The 25111-nt window shown below is 43.9% G+C and carries 24 protein-coding genes; 14 read left to right on the forward strand and 10 right to left on the reverse strand.

The window, feature by feature from the left end; all coding sequences use genetic code 11:
- Positions 1-17: 17 nt before the first annotated feature.
- Entirely contained in the window at positions 18-1850 is a 1833-nt protein-coding gene (locus ACVBDY_RS15440) for a sodium:solute symporter family protein (RefSeq protein WP_447176360.1), read from the forward strand.
- 60 nt (positions 1851-1910) lie between these two features.
- Here ACVBDY_RS15440 and ACVBDY_RS15445 read toward each other — a convergent pair whose 3' ends face one another.
- Positions 1911-6347: a translocation/assembly module TamB domain-containing protein gene (locus ACVBDY_RS15445; protein ID WP_447176361.1), complete on the reverse strand. Its 4437-nt coding sequence runs from the start codon at positions 6345-6347 to the stop codon at positions 1911-1913.
- A gap of 163 nt (positions 6348-6510) precedes the next feature.
- Here ACVBDY_RS15445 and tsaD point away from each other — a divergent pair, with 163 nt between their 5' ends.
- Positions 6511-7533 (forward strand): tRNA (adenosine(37)-N6)-threonylcarbamoyltransferase complex transferase subunit TsaD, encoded by a 1023-nt coding sequence (gene tsaD / locus ACVBDY_RS15450; RefSeq protein WP_447176393.1) that lies wholly within the window; start codon positions 6511-6513, stop codon positions 7531-7533.
- Positions 7534-7758: 225 nt separating this feature from the next.
- On the opposite strand, the gene ACVBDY_RS15455 is transcribed toward tsaD, so the two are convergent.
- Together ACVBDY_RS15455 and ACVBDY_RS15460 are read right to left on the reverse strand one after the other, a co-directional pair.
- Positions 7759-7992, reverse strand: a complete 234-nt coding sequence (locus ACVBDY_RS15455; RefSeq protein ID WP_447176362.1) for a hypothetical protein — start codon at positions 7990-7992, stop codon at positions 7759-7761.
- Between the two features lie 82 nt (positions 7993-8074).
- Complete coding sequence (locus ACVBDY_RS15460; protein WP_447176363.1) at positions 8075-8950, reverse strand: helix-turn-helix domain-containing protein; 876 nt, start codon at positions 8948-8950, stop codon at positions 8075-8077.
- Positions 8951-9096: 146 nt separating this feature from the next.
- Between ACVBDY_RS15460 and ACVBDY_RS15465 the strand changes: the two genes are divergently transcribed.
- The 7 genes from ACVBDY_RS15465 to ACVBDY_RS15495 all read left to right on the forward strand — a co-directional run bounded on the left by ACVBDY_RS15465 (position 9097) and on the right by ACVBDY_RS15495 (position 12996).
- On the forward strand, positions 9097-9471 hold the full coding sequence (locus ACVBDY_RS15465) for a DUF983 domain-containing protein (protein ID WP_447176364.1): 375 nt from the start codon (positions 9097-9099) through the stop codon (positions 9469-9471).
- Between the two features lie 17 nt (positions 9472-9488).
- A complete protein-coding gene (locus tag ACVBDY_RS15470) occupies positions 9489-10010 on the forward strand; it encodes a hypothetical protein (protein WP_447176365.1) in 522 nt (173 codons plus the stop codon).
- A gap of 69 nt (positions 10011-10079) precedes the next feature.
- A complete protein-coding gene (locus ACVBDY_RS15475) occupies positions 10080-10787 on the forward strand; it encodes a 16S rRNA (uracil(1498)-N(3))-methyltransferase (RefSeq protein WP_447176366.1) in 708 nt (235 codons plus the stop codon).
- Positions 10788-10829: 42 nt separating this feature from the next.
- Positions 10830-11471 (forward strand): DUF4159 domain-containing protein, encoded by a 642-nt coding sequence (locus tag ACVBDY_RS15480; protein ID WP_447176367.1) that lies wholly within the window; start codon positions 10830-10832, stop codon positions 11469-11471.
- Complete coding sequence (locus ACVBDY_RS15485) at positions 11461-11982, forward strand: TrmH family RNA methyltransferase (RefSeq protein ID WP_447176368.1); 522 nt, start codon at positions 11461-11463, stop codon at positions 11980-11982. Before ACVBDY_RS15480 ends, ACVBDY_RS15485 begins: the two co-directional genes overlap by 11 nt.
- A gap of 75 nt (positions 11983-12057) precedes the next feature.
- Positions 12058-12420: a hypothetical protein gene (locus ACVBDY_RS15490; RefSeq protein WP_447176369.1), complete on the forward strand. Its 363-nt coding sequence runs from the start codon at positions 12058-12060 to the stop codon at positions 12418-12420.
- A gap of 144 nt (positions 12421-12564) precedes the next feature.
- On the forward strand, positions 12565-12996 hold the full coding sequence (locus ACVBDY_RS15495; protein ID WP_447176370.1) for a hypothetical protein: 432 nt from the start codon (positions 12565-12567) through the stop codon (positions 12994-12996).
- Between the two features lie 319 nt (positions 12997-13315).
- On the opposite strand, the gene lysA is transcribed toward ACVBDY_RS15495, so the two are convergent.
- Positions 13316-14572: a diaminopimelate decarboxylase gene (gene lysA / locus ACVBDY_RS15500; RefSeq protein WP_447176371.1), complete on the reverse strand. Its 1257-nt coding sequence runs from the start codon at positions 14570-14572 to the stop codon at positions 13316-13318.
- Between the two features lie 411 nt (positions 14573-14983).
- Between lysA and sucC the strand changes: the two genes are divergently transcribed.
- The 3 genes from sucC (at position 14984) to ACVBDY_RS15515 (ending at position 17503) form a co-directional block, all read left to right on the forward strand.
- Positions 14984-16177 (forward strand): ADP-forming succinate--CoA ligase subunit beta, encoded by a 1194-nt coding sequence (gene sucC, locus ACVBDY_RS15505; protein ID WP_447176372.1) that lies wholly within the window; start codon positions 14984-14986, stop codon positions 16175-16177.
- A 232-nt stretch (positions 16178-16409) separates the two neighbouring features.
- Positions 16410-16811: a TerB family tellurite resistance protein gene (locus tag ACVBDY_RS15510; RefSeq protein ID WP_447176373.1), complete on the forward strand. Its 402-nt coding sequence runs from the start codon at positions 16410-16412 to the stop codon at positions 16809-16811.
- Positions 16812-17074: 263 nt separating this feature from the next.
- Entirely contained in the window at positions 17075-17503 is a 429-nt protein-coding gene (locus ACVBDY_RS15515; RefSeq protein WP_447176374.1) for an Hsp20/alpha crystallin family protein, read from the forward strand.
- Positions 17504-17804: 301 nt separating this feature from the next.
- Here the strand turns inward: ACVBDY_RS15515 and ACVBDY_RS15520 are convergent, their stop codons facing one another.
- The 6 genes from ACVBDY_RS15520 to ACVBDY_RS15545 all read right to left on the reverse strand — a co-directional run bounded on the left by ACVBDY_RS15520 (position 17805) and on the right by ACVBDY_RS15545 (position 23713).
- Positions 17805-18323: a DUF4136 domain-containing protein gene (locus ACVBDY_RS15520; protein WP_447176375.1), complete on the reverse strand. Its 519-nt coding sequence runs from the start codon at positions 18321-18323 to the stop codon at positions 17805-17807.
- A 133-nt stretch (positions 18324-18456) separates the two neighbouring features.
- Positions 18457-19851: a Gfo/Idh/MocA family oxidoreductase gene (locus ACVBDY_RS15525; protein ID WP_447176376.1), complete on the reverse strand. Its 1395-nt coding sequence runs from the start codon at positions 19849-19851 to the stop codon at positions 18457-18459.
- A 344-nt stretch (positions 19852-20195) separates the two neighbouring features.
- The gene (locus tag ACVBDY_RS15530; RefSeq protein WP_447176377.1) at positions 20196-20780 is read right to left on the reverse strand and encodes an ASCH domain-containing protein; all 585 of its coding nucleotides are present in this window, start codon (positions 20778-20780) and stop codon (positions 20196-20198) included.
- 48 nt (positions 20781-20828) lie between these two features.
- Entirely contained in the window at positions 20829-21839 is a 1011-nt protein-coding gene (gene obgE, locus ACVBDY_RS15535; RefSeq protein ID WP_447176378.1) for a GTPase ObgE, read from the reverse strand.
- Positions 21840-21974: 135 nt separating this feature from the next.
- A complete protein-coding gene (locus ACVBDY_RS15540) occupies positions 21975-23105 on the reverse strand; it encodes an adenylate kinase (protein WP_447176379.1) in 1131 nt (376 codons plus the stop codon).
- A gap of 182 nt (positions 23106-23287) precedes the next feature.
- A complete protein-coding gene (locus tag ACVBDY_RS15545) occupies positions 23288-23713 on the reverse strand; it encodes an OsmC family protein (RefSeq protein WP_447176380.1) in 426 nt (141 codons plus the stop codon).
- Positions 23714-23998: 285 nt separating this feature from the next.
- Between ACVBDY_RS15545 and ACVBDY_RS15550 the strand changes: the two genes are divergently transcribed.
- Positions 23999-24511, forward strand: a complete 513-nt coding sequence (locus ACVBDY_RS15550; RefSeq protein WP_447176381.1) for a YdeI/OmpD-associated family protein — start codon at positions 23999-24001, stop codon at positions 24509-24511.
- On the forward strand, positions 24508-24978 hold the full coding sequence (locus ACVBDY_RS15555) for a GNAT family N-acetyltransferase (protein WP_447176382.1): 471 nt from the start codon (positions 24508-24510) through the stop codon (positions 24976-24978). Before ACVBDY_RS15550 ends, ACVBDY_RS15555 begins: the two co-directional genes overlap by 4 nt.
- The last annotated feature ends 133 nt before the right edge of the window (positions 24979-25111 follow it).

Here is a 25111-nt window from a genome sequence, read left to right on the forward strand (position 1 = left end):
TACTAACTACAACTTTCATGAAACTATCATTATTAGACTACTCCCTCATCTTCGGTTTTTTTGCCATCACCCTGATCATCGGCATTGTTGTGTCCAGGAGTTCGGGCAAGAACACCACGGAATACTTTCTCTCCGGCCGTAGCATGCCCTGGTGGCTGCTGGGTTTTTCTATGGTAGCCACAACATTTTCTACCGACACTCCAAACCTGGTGACCGATATTGTCCGTACAAATGGCGTTTCGGGTAACTGGGCGTGGTGGGCGTTTTTGCTCACCGGCCTGTCTACCGTATTTATTTACGCCAAACTATGGCGCAAATCCAATGTATTGACGGACATGGAGTTCTATGAGTTACGATATGGCGGAAAACCGGCAAAATTCCTTCGGGGCTTCCGTTCCATATATCTCGGACTATTTTTTAACATTATCACCCTGGCGGCGGTAAATCTGGCAGCGATAAAAATCGGGGGGATCATGTTGGGACTGTCCCCTATACAAACGGTTCTTATAGGGGGGGTGATCACGGTTATATTTAGTGCTATAGGAGGTTTTAAAGGCGTCGTCTATACGGACTTTATTTTGTTTTTTACGGCTATTATCGGTGCTGTAGGAGCTGCTTATTACCTGGTAAACATCCCGGAAGTAGGCGGTATTACCAAGTTGATGACTCATGAAAACGTAGTAGGTAAATTATCTATTTTGCCTGATTTTTCAGATACGGAAGCCCTTATATCCATCCTTATCATTCCGCTGGCCGTACAGTGGTGGAGTTCCTGGTATCCGGGATCAGAACCCGGAGGCGGCGGGTATATTGCACAACGTATGCTGGCGGCAAAAAACGAAAACCACGCCATAGCATCTACCTTTTTCTTCAATATCATGCACTATGGTGTAAGACCGTGGCCCTGGATCCTGGTGGCCCTGGCGTCTCTTGTGGTATTTCCGGATGTAGCCAGTATCCATGAAGCATTTCCCGGGATCGAAGAAAGCAAACTGGGGCACGATCTGGCGTACTCAGCCATGCTCACCAAACTTCCCAACGGGCTTCTCGGGCTTGTCCTGGCCTCTTTGGGTGCAGCTTATATGAGTACTATTTCCACACAACTTAACTGGGGATCATCGTATATCGTAAATGATTTTTACAAGCAGAACGTACACAAAAACGCATCGGAGAAAGAACTGGTAAACGTAGGGCGGATCTCTACCGTGTTGCTCATGGTGGCCAGTGCTGCAATGGCTTTGTTACTTACCAACGCGAAACAGCTATTCGATATTCTCCTGATGTTCGGTGCAGGAACCGGACTGGTATATATCCTCCGCTGGTTCTGGTGGCGTATCAACGCGTGGAGCGAAATTTCCGTAATGTTTGCGGCAGCCATCACCAGCCTGGTACTGACCCTTTCTCCCCTGGGAGACTACCTCTTTGGCTACAGTGAATTAGACGGTACCCCTATAGCGGGTGTTTTTCCTTCCTGGGCCACACTGCCCGCAATAGTACTTATAACTACCATCATATGGCTTATTGTTACGTTTGCGACCAAGCCGGAAAAAAAGGAAGTATTGTATAGCTTCTATCAAAAGACACAACCCGGCGGACCGGGGTGGAAAAGAATACTGGACCAGGCACGGGCAGAGGACGTTAATATTATAGACAGCAGGGAAAAATGGTCTGTTCCTTCCGGTATCCTCGCCATGGTTCTGGGATGTATTTTAGTTTACTGCTGTATGTTTGCCACAGGAAACTGGATATACGGGAATTATCCGCTTGCCATAGGATTGACCATTGCCATGATCGTTTCGGCAGTGTTACTGGCCGTAGTATGGAACCGTATGAAAAGTGATATTTTGTAAAGCAAGAAGTAAGAAGTCAGAGGTACGAAGTTTTTTAGCGTTTGCTTCGTATTTCTGACTTCAATCTCCTTTCTGGCCGAAATGTATCAAACCGTTCCCCATGGTTTCCGAACCGGCAGAAGCTTCCTTCTGTGGAGCGGAAGCTTTCTGAGAATCATCATTTTTTTTGGTAAATACTTTTTGTAGTAACTCCCGGAAGGTATTAAAGTCCACCTGGTAAGAAAGACCGGCGCCCTGGGTATATCCTATACGATCCGCCAGCCATTGTTGTATTTCGTTCTCCCTGTTGAATATTCTTGCCCTGAGTGTCCCGTCCTCATTGAGCAATATCTGTACTTCCACATCTCCGGCAACAGCCGTTTCAGCCACACCTCCTATCGGCACTCCTATTTTACCATTGATCAGTATACGCTCGTTTATCTGGGTGGAAACTGTTACACCAAACCTGTCCTGTGTTTCAAAATCCAGATTGGGGTCTCTTGTTCCGAGCTCATAGGAAAGCCCGATATCAAATTTACCGTCACCGGAGTTGAGAATATCGTTCAGCATACTAAAACCGGATTCTATAAAGTTTCCTGCAACCCCGCCACCACTGATATTGATCTCGTTATTGATAAAAGCTCCCTGAGAAAGCAGTGACAACGCCTGTAATTCCCGCTTACTTTTGTCATCGAGTTTATACTGCAACTCCGAATTTATTACAGCATTGGTCCCCGGGAACTGAATATCGAAATCGATATCCGGCTGCAGGAGTTCCCCGTTAAGCTTAATAATAAGGTCCGTTTCTATCTTACGGGTCACTGAATTATTGTCCAGCAATACGGCAGGATTGGCATTCAGATTATATACGGCTTCGAGGTCCACGTTGGCACGGAGCGGGTCCCCGTTCCAGCTCATAAACCCACCGGGTTTTACCTTGAATTTCTTCTCTATAATTCCACCGTATTTAAAATTGTAGTCTCCGCTATAAGTGGTAAAATCTCCCCACATACGGAATTTGCCGTTGGTATTAATCTCCAGAAGTATGTTTCCGGCGCCCCTTCCTCTAAGAGAACTCCCCAGTTCCTTATCGATTACGATCTCCACTTCGGCATCCGGGTTTATATCCAGGTCAAATTCCAGTTCCAGCCCTTTATAGTCGGCCAGTTCCCTTTCGTGGGTCTCAAAACTGGTTTCCCCCTGCTTGTCTATAAAATTGATAAAGGAGGTATCGCCTACCGTGACTTCATTATCCAAAGGTATTTTTAATGATGTTCCTTTCCCGGTAGTCGCAAAGACCTTGATAGTCAATTCATCCGTAAGTCCGTATATCTGAGCTTCGCCATTGATGAATCCTGTGCCGTAAAACAATTCTTCTTCGGTCTCCGGGGTATTGAGTGCCAGGAAACGCTGATCTTGTGTATCCAGGGAAAAATCAAGATACCAATCGGAAAAGGCATTATGGGTTATGGTTCCGCCAAACAAAGCACTGGTCTTGTATTCCGTGTCGGTAAGGGTTATATCATTAAACTGAAATGTCTGGCCAAACAAATCTACCGTAGTTTCCGGTTCAAAATCCAGGTTAACATTAAGATACGGTATTTTTAACCCGGCATCTCTCAGGGTCAGTTGTCCGCTCAGGTCCGGTTTTGTAAATGTCCCTGTGAGTCTTGCATTTCCAGAAGCCATACCCCTGAGATCCGAAATAACATCCGACCCCAGCATACTAAAGGCTTTTATATCCAGGTCGTTCATTGACATTTCCACATCGAGGGAAGAAGTATTGTTCTCAAAAGATACGTCTCCTACGATATCCAGTATCTTCTTGCTCCCTTTTTGTATGACCGCATCGATACCATAGCTCGAAAGATCACGGTTACCGACAATGCCCACGTCAAAATTACCGAAGTTGATGTCGTTCACCGTAAAATCATCGATACGCAGATTGGACGAAGGATAAAAATTTTTCCGCTGTTGCAACACATAAAACTCCCCGTTCATCAAGCCTTTCAGGTTGAGATTATCAATATCGGGGGTTACTTTATCCAATGAAACGTTTTTAAATTGCACTGAAAAATCCTTATATGTGGAATCGATCATTTTCCCCTGGAGGTTCACCTGTTCCTCCTCATAATTCATCACCACTTCTTCTACCGTAACCGTATCCAGTGTCTTGTTGAACACCACCCGGTTTTTATGATTGTTATCCTTGTTCAGCAACCATTGATTACCTTTAAAGCCCACCTCAGACCTTTTAAGCCCCACCACCGATTTATTGTCGGGGGTTATGGTGTGGTAAAAGTTCAGGTTGTAGACATCTTTGGAGTCATTACCTCCCTTAAATTCCGTACGGAAGAACAACGTATCCTTAATAGTGGTATTAATGAGGTTAAACTGTGAAATGTCGTAGAATCCGGTATGGATCTCCCCGATCTCTACATAGGTGTTGAACAGGGGGTTCTGGTTATCGATCTGCAGGTCGATATTTTTAATAACGTTGCCAAAAGCATCGATATCCGGGGATCGGAAATTAAACTTAAAATCTCCTTCATCCGCTATCATTTCCCCTTTTATATAGGTATTTTTACTCAGTTTCACTTCCGGGTAAAACACCTCGATGATCTTACTGTTTATAAAAAAATTGAATTCTACATACTGACCGGGTTTTATATCATGCGGACTGTAATTAGCATAGATACTCCCAACCGAATTCTGTACTATTTTTCCCAGTTCCCGGAACGAGAAATTACCTTTCATAAAGCCGTTGATGATCTCCGGAGAATCTACGGTCAATACCCGGCCGGTTTCGTCTATAACAGAAATGATCTTAAAATCTTCAAAATAATAATCGTCATTCTGATTCTTGTAATTTGTCCTGGTGAAATTGATTTCTCCTTTGAGGTTATCAATATCATTACCCGTAATATTCATGCTGATATCCCCGGAAAAGACCGATATACTATCTCTCGATACAAAATTAAGGGCATGAAGGTCGGCCCGGGTTATGGAAGCCCGGAAATCGAACTGGTTTTCGATCATGGAAAAATCGGCCAGGCCGTCAAAACTCATTTCAAAATTTTTGTCATTAGATACCAGGGAGCCATCAAACAACTGGTCCTTGACCACTCCGGAAACTATCATATCTTTGTAATTATAGCCATTATATACGATCTGGCTCACCGCTCCCCTCACTTCAGTATTCAGCGTTTCCTTGGTAAAACCCTTACCATCCACATCCAGGGCCAGGGAAGTCTTTCCGAAACTATCATCTTCGATAAATTTCCCCAGATCGAAATCCGTAAGTGCTATGGTCCCGGTATAGGACGCGTTGTCTATATCGTCTATATCCGTAAGTTGTAACTCGGAAACACTGCTTCCGAGATCGGTATCCAGCTCCAGGTCGGTTTTAATAGCTGTTTCCGTGATCACGGCTTTTCCCCGTGCACGAAGCTGCCCTAGTTTTTCCAGGGAAGACGGCAGTGAATTTCCGAGTATGTTAGGCAACAGCCCTCTGAGTTGATAATAATTGGAAGAAAGGTACCCGATATCGGCGTCCATCCGGAACGGGATATCCGAAGAGAACAGGCCTTTAAAATCAAAATTCCCGCTTATACTTGTATTCTCCGTCGTTACACGAAGATTTTTGGTTCGAAGGTCATTAAGCACTCCTTCCAGTTCGGAACTAAAGGTCACCCGCTTACTTGGGCCGAATTCGTTATAGAAAGTATTTACTTCGTCAAAAGCAATGGTGGCATCCTCAAAATTACCCTCTATCCTGACCTTGTTCAGAAAGTCGGCAAAATCTTCCCTGTCATACAAAAAAGCCAGGTTACCTTTAATGTCAGACCCCGGTGTTTCCAGGGAAAGATTATCCAGACGCATTTCGTTAAGCCCGTAAGAGAAATCGGTATCCAGTCTTTGTACCTCCATACCCCGATCGGCCATAAGCCCGAGTTGTCTTACCTCTGTAGTCACCTCGGGACCTTCTATTTTAAAGTCATGAAGGTCGGCACGAATCTCCCTGAAATAGAGGATTTCCGGGTTTTCGATGTTATCGTCCATCACCCTGAAACGTGCATTTTCGAGGCGTATAAAAGAAGTAGTAAGCAAAAAAGGCTCCGTACTGGTACTTGTAGTGTCCTGGCTTTCCAGTTTTTCCACAAAAAGGTCCAGGTTGGTATCTTCTTCACCATCGTAGGTACGAAGGTTAAAAAACACGCCTTCCATGTCCATGTCGCCGAAATTCAGCTTTCCGTCAATCATACTTTTTACATTCCGGAAACTCAGCAGGGATGTATTGAGACGGTCTACGGAGATCAGGGTATCCTGGTGATGGTCTTCAATATATATACCGCGCAGGCCAACACTGCCAAAAAAAGAGATGTAGACCCTGCGCACCTGTATATTGGTCCCGAAATCTTCATTAAGAGCACGGGTCACCCTATTGGCAATACCTGTCTGCACGGGGGGAAGCGCAAAAAAAATACTCACCACCACCAGTAACACAAACAGGATCAAAAAGGTCCTGACTACTATTTTCCTGAATTTTCTGATACGCCCTAACTGGATTAACAGGTTATGAAATACGGATTACGGTTATCCCCGGTGATCGGATCGGTTGGCAAAACAACGAACAAAATGTCTACCTTTGCACGCAACAACTTTTATTCCAAAAGTGCTGATGAAAGAGCAAAAAACATACATCCTGGCCATAGAATCTTCCTGCGATGACACTTCTGCCGCTGTTTTACTTAACGGGAAAGTCCTGAGCAATGTTGTTGCCACTCAGAAAATCCACGAAGAATACGGCGGTGTTGTTCCGGAACTCGCGTCCAGGGCTCACCAGCAAAACATTGTTCCTGTCGTACATATGGCCCTTGACAAAGCAAATATCGGTAAAAAAGAGTTATCTGCCATAGCTTTTACCAGTGGCCCCGGCTTATTGGGCTCCCTGCTCGTCGGCACATCCTTTGCTAAATCGCTGGCACTTGGTCTAAATATCCCGTTGATCGAAGTAAATCACATGCAGGCTCATATTCTCGCTCATTTTATAGAGGAAGAAAGTTTTGACAAACCCTCTTTCCCGTTCCTGGCCATGACCATCAGTGGCGGGCACACGCAAATCATCCGTGTGGACAGTTATTTTGACATGACGGTCATCGGCGAAACTATTGATGATGCCGTGGGGGAAGCTTTTGACAAAAGCGCCAAAATACTCGGACTTCCTTACCCGGGCGGACCGCTGATAGACAAATATGCGCGGGAAGGAGATCCGAAAGCATTCAGATTTCCGAAACCGAAAGTAGATGGTTTAAATTTCAGTTTTAGCGGCCTCAAAACCTCCATATTGTACTTCACACAGAAGCAGACGGCCGGAAATCCGGGTTTTATCGAAGAAAACCTCAAAGACATTTGCGCCTCTATTCAGTATACCATTGTCAATATCCTGATGGACAAACTCAAAAAAGCCAGTAAGGAAACAGGAATAAAACAGGTTGCCATAGGTGGCGGGGTTTCTGCCAATTCCGGTATACGGGATGCCCTGAAAGAAGCCGAAAAAAAATACGGTTGGAAAACTTTTATTCCAAAGTTCGAATATACTACCGATAATGCTGCGATGATAGGTATTACCGGGTACCTGAAATACCAGGAGAAGGATTTTTCCGAACAAACCGTTACCGCAAAAGCACGTTTTAAAGTATAAACCCCGTAATCCTATCTCAAAGGGGATTTACATTACTTTAAGTATTATTTTCCAAAGATTTAGATGTAGATTTAATATTTTTTGTATCCTACATACTCGTTTATACACCCCGAATCTTATTCTGTTTATACATGAAGCTCCGAACATCCACTTCAAATATCATTCTATATCCTTAAGTTTTAAGGACACAAATCCCGAGTGTCCATAAAGGTTCGGGATAACACATTAATCAACTAAAACTTTTTTACCATGAAAAAACACATCCTGAATCTGGGCATTCCACTGAACAAAGAACAGCAAAGAGGCATCACCGGTGGGAAAAGACAATGTATCGTACCCGTTATATGCGATGATCCGTGGGGCGATTGCCCCCCTGCCACCTGCTCCGAATACGGCCTGCAATGTGCTGAACCGGAGTGTCAACTGCTGCCATTGTAAATGATCGCGTTCGAAGGTCAAACTTCACGACGTTGAATTTCGGATTAATAGAAGACATAAACCGTCTATCCGGTTTCGGTAAAAGATCCCGGGCCAAAGCCATCTATTCATATTTATGTACAAAATCAGATGGTGTAAGCCCGGTTTTTTGTTTGAACAGGCGCGAAAAATAGGCGTAATCTTCATATCCCAATCCCCTTGCTATTTCAGTAAACGAATTCTGTGAATGTACCAGCTGCCTTTTGGCTTCCAGGATGACCCGCTCCGCAATAAGATCGGATGTGGTTTTCCGTAGTGAAGCCTTGACCATACGATTCAGATGTTTAGGACTAATGTGCATCATATCCGCATAGGCCGAGGGTAATTTTTCCTCAACATAATGCATTTCTATTAACTGCTCCAGCTGCCTGATCTTATGCATATAGGTCATGGAAACCGGGCTTTCGGCAGTATTGTTCCCGAGATACAAACGGCTCAGGTCTATGTACAACAGGTCCAGAAAACTTGCTATGCGCTGCATTTTCATAAAACCCTCGCCTTCATATTCGGAGTGGATTTCCCGGAAAACAGTTACCACTTTTAGCATATCCGCTTCGCCCAGGAACAAACAGGGCGGGTTCTGAGGAGAATAATAAAAGGGAAAACCATGTATGGAACGATTTACATAGTGCATCTCGTAAAATTCCTGAGTATGAAATACTACATAACCATCTGTATCCTCCGAAAATTCCCAGTAATGGGTTTGTCCCGGGTACATAAAAAAGACGCTTCCGGGCCTTATTTCGTATGAATTAAAATCGATTTCATGAACACCATGCCCGCTGGTGAACAGTACCAGAATAAAAAAATCGTGCTTATGCGGAACAGTTATGGTTTCGTGAAAACTGCCTGCATGCTCCCGGAAAGTATTGCTGTAAAAATACGGATACCCTTCCTGCTTTCCGAATTCACCTATATGCAATACCTGTATATCTTTCACAACCTTTATTTACCTGTGATACCTATTCCGTAATTTGATCTCCGTACAAATGATGTCCTAAAAGTACAAATTAAAGCGAAAAAAGTATAATGACTTGTTTTTACTAATTCATCAACTTTGTTGTCAAGTTTTAAACACAGGAAATCATGTCTGATATTGCACATATTCTGAAAGAAAAATGTCCAAATTGTGAAAAAGGGGATATTTTCGAATCCAAAGGAAATGCCTTTCTCTTCCGTATGCCCAAAATGCACCGGAGATGTCATCACTGCGGCTATAATTTTATCAGGGAACCGGGTTACTTTTTCGGGGCCATGTATGTAAGTTATGCCCTTACCATGGCCGAGATGATAGCTGTGCTCATCCTGGGTAAGTTTGTCATAGGTTTGGGAAATAGCTACATTTTTGTTATTATTATGATAATGGCCGTGGTATGCAGCACATTTAATTTCCGTTTATCCCGTACCATCTGGCTTTACATGTTCCGGAAAAAGAAAACAACGGAGCACATCGAAGTATAACCGCAAAAAAATGACAGATGCCAATTCAAGTAAAATATGTAGTCCTTACCGAAGATCATGCGAACTGGATCATAGACAATACCAAAGTACAATATAAAAGACTGTTCAAAGATCACGAGAAATATAAGGACATACAACAGTACCTGGACGAAACCTATATGCTGGAACCCCTGGTTAAAAGCCATAACGATTTTTCGAAACAAATGTTGATGGCCTTTGAAGAATCTGCCCCCACCGCCTCTGCCGAACTCATAGCATCCCTGTCCGAAGAAGAAAAACCGGAAGACAGTGACAAGCCTCTGCTGGTACACAAAATGCTGCATAACACAAAGGGGAAAGGCCTGGCGGAACTCTTACAGCGCTCGGAAGAGATCGCTCGGCAGAAAAAACACGATGCTTTGGTTATCCGTACCTTCAAGACCAATGATATCCCCCAGAAAATCATACGCAATGCCGGTTTTGAATCCTATAAAACCGAACGCGCTCAAATGGGCGATGCATCTGCAGAACAGGTCCTTTTTATTAAAAGGATGGCTTAAGACGAAGAACAGGCTGGTTACTTGTACCAATAATTTATATATTCGCACCAACCAGTACAGTTTGCACTTATGAATTTATTTTACAGTCCGGACATTACCGGGGAGGAAAAGCAGTTTACATTTAACAAAGAAGAAAGCCGGCATATTGTCAAAGTACTGCGAAAGTCAGAAAGAGACAGCATACACCTTACCAATGGTAAAGGCAGCATATTTAAAGCGGAGATCACCCTGGCAGATATCCGGCACTGTACTGCCCGTATCACGGAAAAAATCAAACAGGAACCCCGAAATTATTACATACACCTGGCTGTAGCCCCTACCAAAATGAACGACCGTTATGAATGGTTCCTGGAAAAAGCAACGGAAATAGGCATTGACGAGATCACCCCGGTTATCTGTGAACACTCGGAGAGAACAGTGATAAAAACCGAAAGACTGGAAAAAATTTTACAGTCTGCCATGAAACAATCGCTTTCCGCTTTTCTTCCCAAGCTAAATCCCGCTGTTGCACTGGAATCTTTCCTGAAACGGGAAACAAAAGGAGAATTGTTCATAGCCCATTGCGAAGAAGACGGAAAAAGGCACCTCTTAAAAGAAAAAGTTGGCCCGGGGCAACAAACAACCATACTCATCGGCCCTGAGGGTGATTTTTCCACAAAAGAGATATCCCTGGCCCTTAACAAAGGATATATTCCCGTATCTTTGGGAAACACCCGGCTCCGTACGGAGACCGCAGCCGTCGTAGCCTGCCATACCGTAACCCTCATCAACCAGTAAAGATGTCCCCTGTGTCCCCAATGCTCTATAAGGAAATATGATATGAAAAAAATATTAATTATAATCCTGCTTTTCACCTGCCACCTGGTATCAGCCCAGCAAATTGCCGTACTGAAATACGGTGGCGGAGGAGACTGGTATGGCAACCCTACCTCCCTGCCGAACCTCATAGCGTTCTGCAATCAGCAACTGGGGACCAGGATCGACGGGAAACCACAAACTGTAGAGGTAGGCAGTATAGACATATTTCAGTATGCTTTCCTTCACATGACCGGGCACGGCAATGTTTTTTTTTCGGATGAGGAAGCGGAAAACCTGAGAGATTATCTTCTCTCCGGCGGATTTTTGCATGTAGACGATAACTACGGGATGCGACCGTACCTGGAAAAAGAGATGAAAAAAGTATTTCCTGACAAAGAGTGGACAGAAATTCCTCCCGATCACCCTGTTTTCCGGCAAAAATTCAGGTTTGCGAACGGACTTCCCAAAATACACGAGCACGATAATAAACGTCCGCAGGCTTTCGGATACTTTCACGAAGGCAGACTTGTTTTCCTCTTCACCTTCGAATCCGATCTCGGAGACGGGTGGGAAGACCCGGAAGTGCACAACGACCCGGAAGAAGTACGGCAAAAAGCCCTGCAAATGGGAGCTAACATCGTACAATACGTATTTGAGAATTAGAACCATGCAGCTTACCCACAGCAACAATCCGTTCCAAAAGAAAGAATTTCCCCTGATCATCGTTTGCGATACCGTTACCGGGCCTGCCAATGTAGGCGGACTATTTCGCATTGCCGAAGCATTCGGGATACGGGAAATACGCTTCTGCGGCAGTCGTTCACCGGAATTTTCCCCAAGAATGAAAAAGACAGCCCGCGCGGCAGACAAATACGTTCCTTACTCTTATAACGAAGATACCAAAAACACCATTGCCGGACTAAAAGAAGAAGGATACACCCTGATAGCCCTGGAAATTACGGGGGAAAGCTCATCGGTAAGCCGTTTCGATTTCAGCGATTTCCCAAAAATCGCACTGATCATCGGCAATGAAAACCTGGGGATTTCACCGGAAATCATCCGGAATTCGGACCATTGTATCCACATAGAAATGTTTGGCAGCAACAGCAGCATGAATGTAGTCCAGGCTACGGGGATCGCCCTGTACGAAATGACCAGGCAAATGAAAGTCTGAGCTATTTCCTGAAAACCCTTTTATTTTAACAACTATAAGCTCGACAGAATTACAACATTTATTTATTTTTACCGTGTGAAACACGCTTTTCTCATATTAGCATTACTTATCTGTTTCAGACCGGCTTTTCCTTTCCTGGAATATGCTGCCAATTACGATTATATTTCCAAAGTGCTTTGCATTAACAAAGACAAACCTCAAATGCAGTGCTACGGTAAGTGTTACCTGATGAAAGCGGTAAAGGAGGGTGAAAACGACCGGAAAGACAAACCTGTATTAAAATTCGAACATCAGCTTTTATTCTTCCGGAATACGGAAGAAGTAGCTACCATTCCCTCTTCTACCCACGTTCAGGCCGTAAATACTTATTTCCCTACCGTTAATTACACTTCCCTATCCGTGGACAGTCCGCTGAAACCACCTATTTCATTGCTTTAATTTTTTTTCCTTAACAGGAGATAATATCCCATTATTTAGGATTTCACCAAAAATGCCGGAACAGCCTGTGTTACCATGTAATGCAAAGTCCGAACCGACATACACAGGAGATTTCCGTCCATTCAAAATCTAAATTTATCTACAATGAGATCTCTCAGATTATACGCAATATTGTTTATGGTCATCGCTATGGCCATCGCATGCAATACAAAACCGTCCAAAGAAGCAGAAGCATACAACAAGCTTTTCGACGAAGTAATCACCGTCCATGATGAAATTATGCCCGCAATGGGAAAACTCAATTCACTGTCAAAAAGGTTGAAACAGGAAGCAGACTCCACTAATAGCTCCGGCGTCCTGGACAGCCTGGAAATGTCTCACAAAGCCATGATGGACTGGATGAAGGATTTCAGTGAAAAATTTCCTTACGGCGAATTCAATCCTAAAGACAAAACCCCGGAAGAAATCACGGCTAAAGTGAATATCCTCGAAGAGGAAAAAAATGAAGTCTATGAGCTTCACGAACTTATCAATCAAAGCATGGAAAAGGCTGAAAAGCTGCTGAACGCAAAATAATTTATTTTCCTGAATCGGTATTACCGGGGAAATCTATACGGAAAACGAACAATCCGTTGCCGATACCAAAGGAGATGTGCTTTTTGGAAAATGAGGTTCGGAAGGGAACTGATCCCTGGGTATTACGATCAACCAACACCTCAATAACGGTAAAGTGGAAGTAAAAAATCGCCTATCCGTATATGTGAATTTCAATATTTAGGAGAAAAAACCAGGATACATCTATCTGTATGTCGGGCAGCAAAGAAACGAATTTTCCATGCTGCCCGAAATGACAGATATTCTATGTACAGGTACAAATCCTGTCTTTTCTCATTCTTTAGTTTTTCACCGCTACGGCTTCCTGCTTCTCTTTTTTGTCCCCGGAAAGTGTCAGATCTACTTCCACCTGGTTTCTTACCAGGTCTTCGAAAGACTCCCTTTTGCGGATCAGGTATGCCTGCCCTTTGTACCAAAGTACCTCCGCCGGACGGAAACGCGAATTGTAGTTACTTGCCATTGTAAAGCAATACGCTCCTGCATTTTTAAAGCACAGTATGTCCCCTTCGGTTATTTGCGCTATCCTCCGATTGTTGGCAAACGTATCTGTCTCACAGATATATCCTACTACCGAGTAAAAACGGTCTCTCCCTTCCGGGTTGGAAATATTTACTATCTCGTGATACGCACCGTAAAGCATGGGACGGATCAGATGGTTAAACCCGGTATCTATACTGGCAAAAACCGTAGAAGTAGTCTGTTTTACCACGTTGACCTTGGCCAGGAAATATCCGGCTTTGCTCACCAGGAATTTTCCGGGCTCAAAGGCCAGGGTAAGGTCTTTGCCGTATTCTTTACAAAAATCATTGAATCTCCTGGTCAGTTTTTTACCCAATTCTTCTATATTCGTCTCAATATCGCCTTCTTTATACGGTACTTTAAAACCACTTCCGAAGTCGATGAATTCGAGATTTTTGAATTGTTTTGCCGTTTCAAAAAGAATTTCCGAAGCATAGAGGAACACCTCAATGTCCAGGATATCACTACCGGTATGCATGTGAATACCGTTAATATGCATTTTCGTATTTTCCACGATACGCAACAGGTGTGGCATCTGGTGAATACTGATCCCGAATTTGGAATCGATATGCCCTACCGAAATATTGGTATTTCCCCCCGCCATTACATGCGGGTTGATCCGGATACATACGGGTATGTCCGCATGCTTGGTGCCGAATTGCTCCAGAATGGAAAGGTTATCAATATTGATCTGCACCCCGAGAGCGGCCACCTCCTCGATCTCTTCGAGAGAGACCCCGTTCGGCGTAAAGATAATATCTTCCGGTTTAAACCCTGCCTGTAACCCCAGCTGTACTTCCTGTACGGAAACCGTATCCAGTCCGCTACCCAGGTTATTGAGCAGTTTCAGTACCGAAATATTGGAAAGGGCTTTTGCCGCATAGTTTATTTTCAGGTTTTTCACTTTATTGAATGCACCTGTAAGTCTTTGATACTGTGATATGATTTTTTCCGCATCGTATACATAGACCGGATTACCGAATTCACGGGCAATATGTAATAAATCCTGATTATTCATGTTTTAACTTTGTGTGTTAGTGATCGGTTCCTCTGTTTAAGCCCACAAATATAAGGTATTAGCCTTATTCAGATCGAAAAAACTTAGACATTCAATAAAAAATAAACATTTTGTGATAATATAAACAATTGCAAGTTCCGTAGATACCTCCGCACATACTTCTTCGGGAACCGGGCATATTCTATACTGGAAATCAGTTTTTTAATACGTTCCTGACAAAATAAAACTATTTTACGGGGAATACAAAAAAATGTGTTTAAACTAGGGTAATTATGCCAGGTTTGCTATTTTTGTCACTCGTTTAATTGAAATGCCTATTAGCAACATTATCTGCTATCTGACTTACAAGTCATCCGGCATTCCATCCGACCTATTAAAAGCAAATAAATACAAACAGATGAAATCTTTGTTATGAATTTACACGAATATCAGGGAAAAGAAATACTGGCAGGTTTCGGCGTAAGGATACAACGGGGCATCGTAGCCCATAATCCTCAGGAAGCCGTTACTGCCGCCAAACAACTTACTCAGGAAACAGGAACCGGATGGCACGTTATCAAAGCCCAGGTACACGCAGGAGGGCGCGGTAAGGGAGGCGGTGTTAAACTGGCCAAAGACCTGAAACAGGTAGAAGAAATCGCCGAACAGATTATCGGTATGGACCTGGTTACTCCCCAGACTTCCGCCGAAGGAAAAAAGGTACACCAGGTACTAATAGCCGAAGACGTATATTATCCGGGAGATAGTGAAACCTCGGAATTCTACATGTCCGTATTGCTGGACCGTGCCAAAGGAAGGAACATGATCATGTACTCTACCGAAGGTGGTATGGATATCGAGGAAGTTGCGGAAAAAACCCCGCACCTCATCTTCACCGAGGAAGTGGACCCTGCAGTAGGTCTGATGCCTTTCCAGGCCCGGAGGATTGCCTTCAACCTCGGATTGAGCGGTAACGCATTCAAGGAAATGGTTAAGTTCGTAAGCTCTCTTTACACAGCTTATATCAAATCCGACGCTTCCCTGTTTGAAATAAACCCGGTGTTAAAAACATCCGATGACAAGATCATGGCGGTCGACGCCAAAGTTACCCTGGATGACAATGCCCTGTTCCGTCATAAAGATTACGCGGAAATGCGTGACCTTCGCGAGGAAAACCCTATTGAAGTAGAGGCCAAGGCCGTTGGACTTAACTACGTGGACCTTGACGGTAACGTAGGGTGTATGGTAAACGGTGCCGGACTTGCCATGGCCACTATGGACCTTATTAAACAAGCCGGTGGTGAACCCGCCAACTTCCTCGACGTAGGAGGTACGGCAGACGCCAAACGTGTAGAAACCGCTTTTCGCATTATCCTGAAAGATCCTAACGTAAAAGCCATCCTAATCAACATATTCGGGGGTATCGTTCGTTGCGACCGTGTAGCCCAGGGTATCGTAGATGCATACAAGAACATGGGAGATGCCATTAAGGTGCCGATCATTGTTCGTCTGCAGGGTACCAATGCCGAAATAGCCAAAGAACTTATCGACAACTCCGGACTTGCCGTGCACTCTGCAGTTCAGTTCCAGGAAGCTGCCGACAAAGTAAAAGAAGTTTTGAACTAAACTTCATATAAATGATAAAATTCGAACTCCCGGGAAAATAATTCTCGGGAGTTTTTGTTTTATATATAGATTAATGTGTCTATGAGATAATAAGTCCCTGAGTGCAAAATCCTCAGCTAATTGTCCAATTGGCACATTGCCTCATTATCCCATTGGCATATTGACTAATTTCATCACTTAACCCAAAAACAATAATTCCGAACAATACAACCCATCATAATTCCAACCTTCCATGAATACCGAAAAAGAAAAACTGAGCCTGCTGGCCGATATGATCGCCCTGGCCAAATCCGATGGCGACATCAAAGACGTTGAATACCGTTTTCTTGTCACCGTAGCCGAACAATTGGGCGTAGAAAAGAAAACCCTGGACCACCTGTTCTTTACAAAAGTAGAAAGTGTTCCGCTTAAACCCGAATCCGAACGCATCCTGCAATTCCACCGCCTGGTACTTCTTATGAATGTGGACCGGTCCTCGACTCCTCAGGAAATTGAAAAAATAAAAGACCTTGGTATCCATATGGGTTTGAACCCGCTGGCTACAAATAAAGTCCTGGAAATTATGCATCAATACCCCCATAAGATCATCCCTCCTGACGTCCTGGTACAGATTTTTAAAACATATTACAACTAAACCGCCACCCGGACCTGAAGTCTATAGATTTTCGTAAGCAATGAAAGGTTTTTTTTAATTAATGAGTTATTCAAGCAACACACACAAACTCATTAATCCGGGAACACTAAAGAAACATATTTAACTAGAAGAAATACGTCATTATGTCAGTAAAAAAGCTTCTGATGATGTCACAATGTCCTGTTTATGGAAATGGAACTCTATTTGTTATAGGTAAGGTGTAAACAAAATAAAAATGTTGAACCTTAAAAAATAATAGCATTATGAGCCTCGTAAAAAGAAATAGCGACGTTTGGTTTCCTTCCATTTTTGACGAATTATTAAAACCCGACTGGTTAGGCGGAATTCAAAATCACAATACACATGTTCCTGCCGTGAATATTAAGGAAACCGAAAAAGATTTTACCCTGGAATTGGTTGTTCCCGGAAAAAGCAAAGAAGATTTTAACATTGAAGTGGACGATAAAGTCCTGACCATTTCTTCCGAGCACAAGGAAGAAAAGACAGAAGACAATGACAAATACACCCGAAGGGAATTTCGTCACTACGCTTTCCGAAGGTCATTCAACCTTCCCGACAGCGTAAACGAAGAAGACATCAACGCGGCTTATGAGAGTGGCATTTTAAAACTTACCCTCCCAAAACGCGAAGAAGCCCTTCCGAAACCTAAGAAGGTTATCGAAATTTCATAATGTCAGATGAAGTTAGTTTAGTTAGTTAATTGGTTTTAATGAAAAAATCCCTGTGTTATCGCAGGGATTTTTTTGTTTCTTTTGTATTCTCCGGCATACAGGGTTTATGAGTTGGGAGTTCTGAGTTATTTCAAAGCAGTTATTATGTTTTGTCCGGGGAAAAATGTGTTTTTTGCACTCATACAAATACCAGCTTCCCGACACCTTCTGATATCTTTATGGTAAATATTCCAGGAGTTCATTTTGCACACACCCCTCCAAAACTAACAACTAAAAAACTCCGAAATTTCCGGGAGTGATCCTATTTTTTCCCGGGTGGATATTTACTAAAAACCTTCTCCACAACCTTACGATAAATCTGCTCCCTCATTTCAGGGCTGGTATTATTTCCCATTTTAGCCTCAACGACACCCTGCCAGAAAAGCTCATCCCTTTCGGCATCGATAAGATCGAAAGTAACTTCCTGCGTCATGGAATTGGAGCGTATGGGAATGCCTCCGGATATACCGAAACCTCCACCTCTTCCGCCACCACCTATTCCGATTCCCACAGAACTGTTATAAGGCGTTTCGTATTGCTTGGTAAAGATATTAATATACATATCAGGAGCGCCCGACCTTACGATCCCCTTCCCTTTCAAAAAGGTTTCCGTCTGGGCGGTAATTCTTTTTTCATCCAGTTGATTAAGCCCGGATTTCATATCCGGGTAGAAATCAAATGTTTTGTATACAGAAAAGTCCGTATTCCGGTCGTAATCTATCTTTGCTGCGGAACATGCTCCGAAAAGCAGGGCCAGAAGAAAAATTTTTAAAAGTCGCATAGTACATTGCTTTTCTCAAAATTAAGGAAATCCTTCGACTTCGCTCAGGAACCGAACAAAAAGATTTCACCGGAGAAGCCGGAAATAATCCTTTTTCCTATCAAAAAGCAGCAAGTTCTTAAGAGTATTCTCCCTATGCTCTTTTTATCCTGGGCTCCAGGTCCGTCAATTCCCCTATTTTCACCGGCCGGCCTGTTTCTATGCTTTTTCTGGCCGCAATACCGATCAACACCGACATCACCCCGTCCCTCAGGCCCGCTGCCCTGCCATAAGGATCGGGTATATCCGGGTTTTTAAACATTTTGTCCTGCAACCGCATATCACCTCCGCCGTGACCTCCTTTTTCCATGGGTACTTTTACGGTATTAAAATCTTTCCATAATTTATGCACTATAATAGGCTCCTGGTCTTTGTCCTCTTCCCCCGACTGGTCCATCTCCCTGGAATGCATTTCACTCTGGTCCACAGTTTCTCCACTCTGGTAAGGAATATCCAGCCAGGCTTCCAATCTCCCTTCTGTTCCGTTAAAAGCAACCCGCCAGCCCTCAAAGGGCGAATATGTGGTAAGCGAATAGTTTAGTATGGCATTATTCTTATATTTCACCTGGGCAGACATCTTATCATAAATATCTATTTCGTTACGGAACAGGCAGTTATCACGGATATACCCATCGTATTTTTCATGGTCCACATAAAGCCTCATCATATGGTCGTTTTCGGTGATGTCCCAGTAATAATCGCATTCAGACTTGTGTTCGCAGGTCCTGCATTTATTCCCCCTGAAAGGGCCGTTTGCCCCGTAATGCTCCAGGTCCCCGTAGGCAAATACCTCAGATGGCTCGGAGTCTATCCACCAGTTCAACAGATCGAAATGATGCGTAGCTTTGTGCACCCACAACGTCCCTCCTTCTTTCTTTAATCCGTGCCATCTCCTGAAATAAGAAGCCCCGTGATAGGTGTTCAGGTACCAATGAAAATCCACCGAAGTTATTTTTCCGATGGAATTATCAGCCAGCAATTCCTTGATCTTGGTATTATACGGGCTCCACCGGTAATTAAACCCTACGATGAGCTTTTTTCCGGACCTTCGCTCGGCATCAATAATAGCCTGGCATTTATCCTCGTCCGTAGTAAGCGGTTTTTCGGTGAGTACATCGCACCCCATATCCAGTCCTTTGATAATAAATTCATGATGGGTGGAGTCTTTTGTGGTTACGATCACGAGGTCGGGTTTGGTTTCCCGGATCATTTTTTCAAAATCGGAAAATGTAGGGCAGCTTACCCCGATATGCCTACGCCCGAATTCCAGTCTTCCGGGATTAATATCGCAAAGCCCTGCAAATTCAAGAATATCCGAATATTGTTCTGCCAGCCTTTTCCCCCAGAAGCTGATCCCCCGGACCCCGGTACCGACCAGAACAATTCGTAATTTCTTCGAAGCTCCGAAGCTGAATGCCGATATAGGCATGGCCATCCCGGCCGCCAGCAAACTTACCGATTGCAAAAACTTTCGTCTTGAATTTTTCATAATTTAAGCACCCTTTTTTTAATGTTTCTATGGTTAATCCCTATAAATGTAATAAAAACATTTTAATGATCACAACAAAATGAACTGTAGTACAGGCATATAGAATTGATCCGAATAAGCCATGATCCGGTTCGGGATGGAAGTAGCTAAATCACTCCGGAATGCAAGTCCCGAGGTTAGGAAGTGGCAATCCTGCCTATCCGGTAGGCGGGGAAATTGTCATAGTTATCAGGTTACTTGGTTATTTAGTTAACTCTCAACTAGCCAATAACTCAATAATCTATGAGCTTAATAACTGAGTGAAGTAAAAGTTTACAGCAACTAATCCCGGTATTCCGGGTCCTTTATTCCTCCTTATATTTTTGCAGAAATACGGCTCCGAGCGGAGAGAGTGTATATCCCGGATTATGGCTTACGGTAAGCCCGAGGTTTTTCAGTTTGCGGATATTCGGTTTCAGCCATTCTTTTTCCTTTCCTGTTTTCAGGGCAAGGTCGGCTGCCTTCAATTTGGGGAACTCTTGTATAGCTATCAGGATATCCAGGGTCCAGTTGCCCTGTTTGCTATAGGTGTCCAGCCTTTTTAATTTTTCCCGTAGCTCCCGAAACGCTTCATTACCGAGTTTTGTTTGCTCCCGGAGGGCCATACGCGGATCAGGGGAATGATAACGAACATTTATCCTGTACAATGCGCCCGAAGGCCTTTTTTGAAGTTCTTTTTTTAAGGCCGGTACATCTTTAAAACCGGATCTCAAGGCATCATCTTCGGTGAGTTCTTCTTCATTTATGGGGGATATACCGGTGATCTCCACCTGGCCGACCGCAGTCTTCAGTATAGTACCGCTTTTTACGGCAGGCTTTTTCCATTTGCGAAAAGCGAGGGTAACCTTACCGGACCGGATACCTTCCAGGTGTACGTTTTTGAAAAGCATATCCGCATATTAATAGTTAGACTATTTTAAGAAGGTCATAGCTACAGCTCAGACTTCTTCCCTGTTCAACATTTCCCACAGCTTATCTTTTAACTCCTGTATTCCCTGTTGTGCCACGGATGATATAAACATATAGGACACTCCGTCAAGAGCTTTCCCCAGTTCCTTTTTCATCTCGGACTTCAGTTCTTCGTCCAGCATATCGGACTTGGAGATGGCAATAAAACGGTCTTTGTCCAGCATCTCCGGGTTATAACGGCGAAGCTCATCCAGCAGGATATTATATTCTTTTTTAATATCCTTACTGTCTGCAGGTATCAGGAACAGCAAGGCAGAGTTCCGCTCGATATGCCTCAGGAAATAATGCCCGAGTCCTTTACCTTCCGCCGCACCTTCTATGATCCCCGGAATATCCGCCATAACAAAGGTCTGATAATCCCTGTTTTGTACGATTCCGAGATTGGGTTTCAGCGTCGTAAATTCATAATCGGCTATCTTGGGTTTGGCTGCGGTAACCACAGAAAGCAGGGTAGATTTACCTGCATTCGGAAAACCTACCAATCCCACATCGGCAAGGACCTTCATTTCCAGGGTAATATTCTTCTCCTCCCCTTCCAATCCGGGTTGCGCATAACGGGGTGTCTGATTGGTAGATGTTTTAAAATGCCAGTTTCCCTGTCCGCCTTTACCTCCTTTTACTACTATCTTCTCCTCGCCATGTTCGGCGATCTCAAACAGTACTTCCCCGCTCTCCGTATCTTTCACTACGGTCCCCAGGGGCACATCCATATAAATATCTTCCCCGTCTGCCCCGGTACTGCGGTTTTTACTACCGTGTTCTCCGTGACCGGCCCGGAAGTGTTTTTTAAACTTAAAATGAAAAAGCGTCCAGAGGTTTTTATCGCCCCGGAGAATAATATGTCCCCCGCGGCCGCCATCTCCGCCATCCGGCCCTCCTTTCGGAACATACTTCTCCCGGTGAAGGTGGGTAGACCCTTTACCCCCGTTCCCGGAAGTCACATATATTTTTACATAATCTACAAAATTCCCCTCCGTCATCTTCTTATTGCTATGGTTTGTGTATAGTGTCTTATGCCTGATGCCTGCATTACAACCCGCCGGTATTTTACAAATACAGAGACGCACGACGGTACGTCTCCGCAATATATTCCTCAGGCGATGGTTGCCCGTAAATTATTTACTGTTTACGATTTCCAGGCTTTCAATAACCTCCGAAAGACGCGCTGTGATCTCTTCTATGGAACCGATACCGTTTACGCTGTAAAAATTACCCTGCTGTTTGTAATAATTGATCAACGGGGCTGTTTTTTCATTGTACTCTTCAAAACGGTTCCTTATTTTACTTTCATCCTGGTCGTCACTTCTTCCGCTTACTTTTCCACGTTCCAGCAGACGTCCTATAAGCACCTCGTCATCCGCTTCCAGGGCGATCGTAGCACTGACTTCCATACCTTTGCTCTGCAACAATTTGTCCAGAGCCTCTGCCTGGGCCGTGGTTCTCGGAAAACCGTCAAAGATAAATCCTCGGGCATCTTCATTTTTCTCCACTTCGGCCTCCAGCATGTTTATAGTTACCTCATCGGGCACCAGTTCTCCTTTGTCTATATATGTTTTGGCAAGTTTTCCCAACTCGGTCTCGTTCTTCATATTATAACGAAAAACATCTCCGGTAGAAATATGTACCAGATTGTATTTCTCCTTTAAAAAAGTGGCTTGTGTTCCTTTCCCCGCTCCGGGTTTTCCAAAGAGAACTAAATTTATCATGTCCTTTTCTTTTAGTTGATACACTTCGGGCAGGTTTCTTCCCAGTCCATCGTAATCCAGGCCATAACCTACGATAAACTTATTGGGGAGTTCCATCCCTATATAGTCTATATTCAATTGTTGTTTATATGCTTCCGGCTTGTAGAACAAAGTGGCTATTTTCAGGCTTTTCACCTTCATATCCGAAAAGATCCGGTGTATTTCCACCAGGGTATTCCCCGTATCCACTATATCTTCGAGCACTACAACGGTCCGTCCTTCCAGGTTCTCACCGAGACCTACCAGTTGCTTTACCGCCCCGGTGGAAGCAGTTCCGCTGTACGATGCTAATTTAACAAAAGATATTTCACAATCTTCCGGGTATTTCTTTAAAAAATCTGCTGCAAACATAAAAGCCCCGTTCAGTATGGCTACAAACACAGGTACTTCGCCGGGCATATCCGCACTCACGCCTTGCGCCAGTTGCCTTATAGCCCTGTCAATTTCCGCAGAAGATATAAATGGTTTAAAATATTTATCGTGAAGCTTAACAATTCCCATTTAAAAAATATCTTTCAAAAAAACAGCTTGTTGCAATTACAAAGGGACAAATATACGATTTACGATCTTAGATCAACACTTTAGCATCCGGGTATTTTAACAAAGAGGTTTTTTTATAACATCTTTCCATCTAAAAAAATACAAATAACCACCACTCCCCTCTTCACGCATACTATCTTGCATCATCCCTCGTCTGTATACCCGGTCTGTCCCATCAGCATCTCCACCTCTGTTTTAAGCATTTTACTCACCGGGCATTTTTCCCCGATTTCCAGTAACCGGTCCGCCTGCTCCTGCGATAGTTCCTTTTCAAATGCTACTTCCTTTTTTATGCGTTGTTTTATACCATCGGGCGTCATGACCGGGGCAAAAGCCGCATGCACTTTTATAACGCCCGGTTCCCACCCTTTTCGCTGGGCATACATACGCATGGTAATAGCCGTACACGAAGCCAGCGCTCCCAGCACATAATCCGTCGGGGAGGGTTTTTTATCCTTACCACCCACTTTTTCCGGTTCGTCGATATAAAAAGCATGCTTACCAATTGTAGCTTTGGTATAATAGTCATCCAGGCCGTTACACGCTATTGCTCCATTGTTTTTTCCCATAGTTTTTTACGTTTAAGTTTCTTATTACAGCAATCTACAAGGTACACAAAATTTTTACGCTGAAAAGGTAGGAGTAGCAGAGTTTTCAATCGTTTTAACCGTCGTTTTGGCACCCGGAGGCGGTAAGCAATACATTCTGTTAACATCATTAACCCGATGATCAAACAAACTCATTACCATACTCCAATTTCCATAAGATTAACGGGGCTTCGGTAAAAAACATCACATAATTCGTGAGGAATCCATACATTTATATCTCCAAAGCATTTTTTAAAATTACAATACATGGCACCAAGACCCCTGGCGGATAAAAAATACCTGCTGGAAAAATTCCCGGGCAGAGGAGGATGGACCTATGCTGCCATTCCTGAAATCGACCAGCCGAGAGACAGGTATTTCGGGATGCTCAGGGTGTATGGCGAAATAGACGGGCACCCGCTTAGCGGAAAAACCCTGATGCCCAAGGGAAACGGCGTGTTGTTCCTCCCTGTCAATGCAACCATCCGTAAAGCAATTGGAAAGACCGAAGGCGATTACGTATACCTGAAGCTATACCCGGAAGAACCCTTAACTAAAGAAAATACCCCGGAGTTTTCCGAAGGCACTCCCCTGGAAATTCCGGAAGATATCCTGGACTGTTTCAAAAACGAGCCCCCGGAAACCTATGTGAGCTTTCAACATTTGCCGGAAGACCGAAAGCGGCAATGGCTGCAATGGATATACGAAGTCAAACAAGAAGATGTCCGGGCGGAAAGGATCGTAAAAATGATGGACAACCTCATACATCGTATCAAATGACCCGCACACTGAAATACACCAAAGCCAAACCGGAAGATCACGAACTCCTTACGCAAACTGCCATGAGTTCCAAAAGACATTGGGGATATGCGGACCGCCTTATGGAACTCTGGCGGGAAGACCTTACCATTACCCCGGAATACATTACCCGTAACGAAGTGGTAAAAATAGGAAACCCGGACGGGTTTATAGGTTTTTACGGATTGGTACACAAAGGCAATGACCATTGGGAGGTAGATCATTTCTGGCTGCTGCCCGATTACATCCGGAAAGGCTTCGGCACCCGGATCTTCGAGCAGATACTCAAACACATAAAACAGCAGAACGGCAGGTCCGTGTCCCTTTCCTCCGATCCCAATGCCAAAGGATTTTATGACAAAATGGGAGGTTCGGTGATCCGTCGGAAGCCAAGTAAAATTTCCCGGCGCTTTCTGGATGTTTATGAATTTCCTGTTGACGAAGAATAAATCCATTATTAATAAAAGTCAACTACCTCGGGACAATCCCGATAATTATCGGGACGCGAGGCATGAGGCGGAAACTATAGATTACTTTTCGACGCAAGCGTCGGAGCATTTAAATCTCACTTAGTGAGTAAAA

The organism is Sinomicrobium halophytocola, from assembly GCF_052983395.1.

What these genes read in the sequence shown, in the direction of transcription:
- obgE (WP_447176378.1), bottom strand. Translation starts at nt 21,839, where the DNA reads ATGACGGAGGGGAATTTTGTAGATTATGTAAAAATATATGTGACTTCC.
- ACVBDY_RS15540 (WP_447176379.1), bottom strand. Translation starts at nt 23,105, where the DNA reads ATGGGAATTGTTAAGCTTCACGATAAATATTTTAAACCATTTATATCT.
- ACVBDY_RS15545 (WP_447176380.1), bottom strand. Translation starts at nt 23,713, where the DNA reads ATGGGAAAAAACAATGGAGCAATAGCGTGTAACGGCCTGGATGACTAT.
- ACVBDY_RS15530 (WP_447176377.1), bottom strand. Translation starts at nt 20,780, where the DNA reads ATGCTTTTCAAAAACGTACACCTGGAAGGTATCCGGTCCGGTAAGGTT.
- ACVBDY_RS15550 (WP_447176381.1), top strand. Translation starts at nt 23,999, where the DNA reads ATGGCACCAAGACCCCTGGCGGATAAAAAATACCTGCTGGAAAAATTC.
- ACVBDY_RS15510 (WP_447176373.1), top strand. Translation starts at nt 16,410, where the DNA reads ATGAATACCGAAAAAGAAAAACTGAGCCTGCTGGCCGATATGATCGCC.
- lysA (WP_447176371.1), bottom strand. Translation starts at nt 14,572, where the DNA reads ATGAATAATCAGGATTTATTACATATTGCCCGTGAATTCGGTAATCCG.
- ACVBDY_RS15475 (WP_447176366.1), top strand. Translation starts at nt 10,080, where the DNA reads ATGAATTTATTTTACAGTCCGGACATTACCGGGGAGGAAAAGCAGTTT.
- ACVBDY_RS15465 (WP_447176364.1), top strand. Translation starts at nt 9,097, where the DNA reads ATGTCTGATATTGCACATATTCTGAAAGAAAAATGTCCAAATTGTGAA.
- tsaD (WP_447176393.1), top strand. Translation starts at nt 6,511, where the DNA reads ATGAAAGAGCAAAAAACATACATCCTGGCCATAGAATCTTCCTGCGAT.
- ACVBDY_RS15440 (WP_447176360.1), top strand. Translation starts at nt 18, where the DNA reads ATGAAACTATCATTATTAGACTACTCCCTCATCTTCGGTTTTTTTGCC.
- sucC (WP_447176372.1), top strand. Translation starts at nt 14,984, where the DNA reads ATGAATTTACACGAATATCAGGGAAAAGAAATACTGGCAGGTTTCGGC.
- ACVBDY_RS15470 (WP_447176365.1), top strand. Translation starts at nt 9,489, where the DNA reads ATGCCAATTCAAGTAAAATATGTAGTCCTTACCGAAGATCATGCGAAC.
- ACVBDY_RS15525 (WP_447176376.1), bottom strand. Translation starts at nt 19,851, where the DNA reads ATGAAAAATTCAAGACGAAAGTTTTTGCAATCGGTAAGTTTGCTGGCG.
- ACVBDY_RS15480 (WP_447176367.1), top strand. Translation starts at nt 10,830, where the DNA reads ATGAAAAAAATATTAATTATAATCCTGCTTTTCACCTGCCACCTGGTA.
- ACVBDY_RS15555 (WP_447176382.1), top strand. Translation starts at nt 24,508, where the DNA reads ATGACCCGCACACTGAAATACACCAAAGCCAAACCGGAAGATCACGAA.
- ACVBDY_RS15520 (WP_447176375.1), bottom strand. Translation starts at nt 18,323, where the DNA reads ATGCGACTTTTAAAAATTTTTCTTCTGGCCCTGCTTTTCGGAGCATGT.
- ACVBDY_RS15495 (WP_447176370.1), top strand. Translation starts at nt 12,565, where the DNA reads ATGAGATCTCTCAGATTATACGCAATATTGTTTATGGTCATCGCTATG.
- ACVBDY_RS15515 (WP_447176374.1), top strand. Translation starts at nt 17,075, where the DNA reads ATGAGCCTCGTAAAAAGAAATAGCGACGTTTGGTTTCCTTCCATTTTT.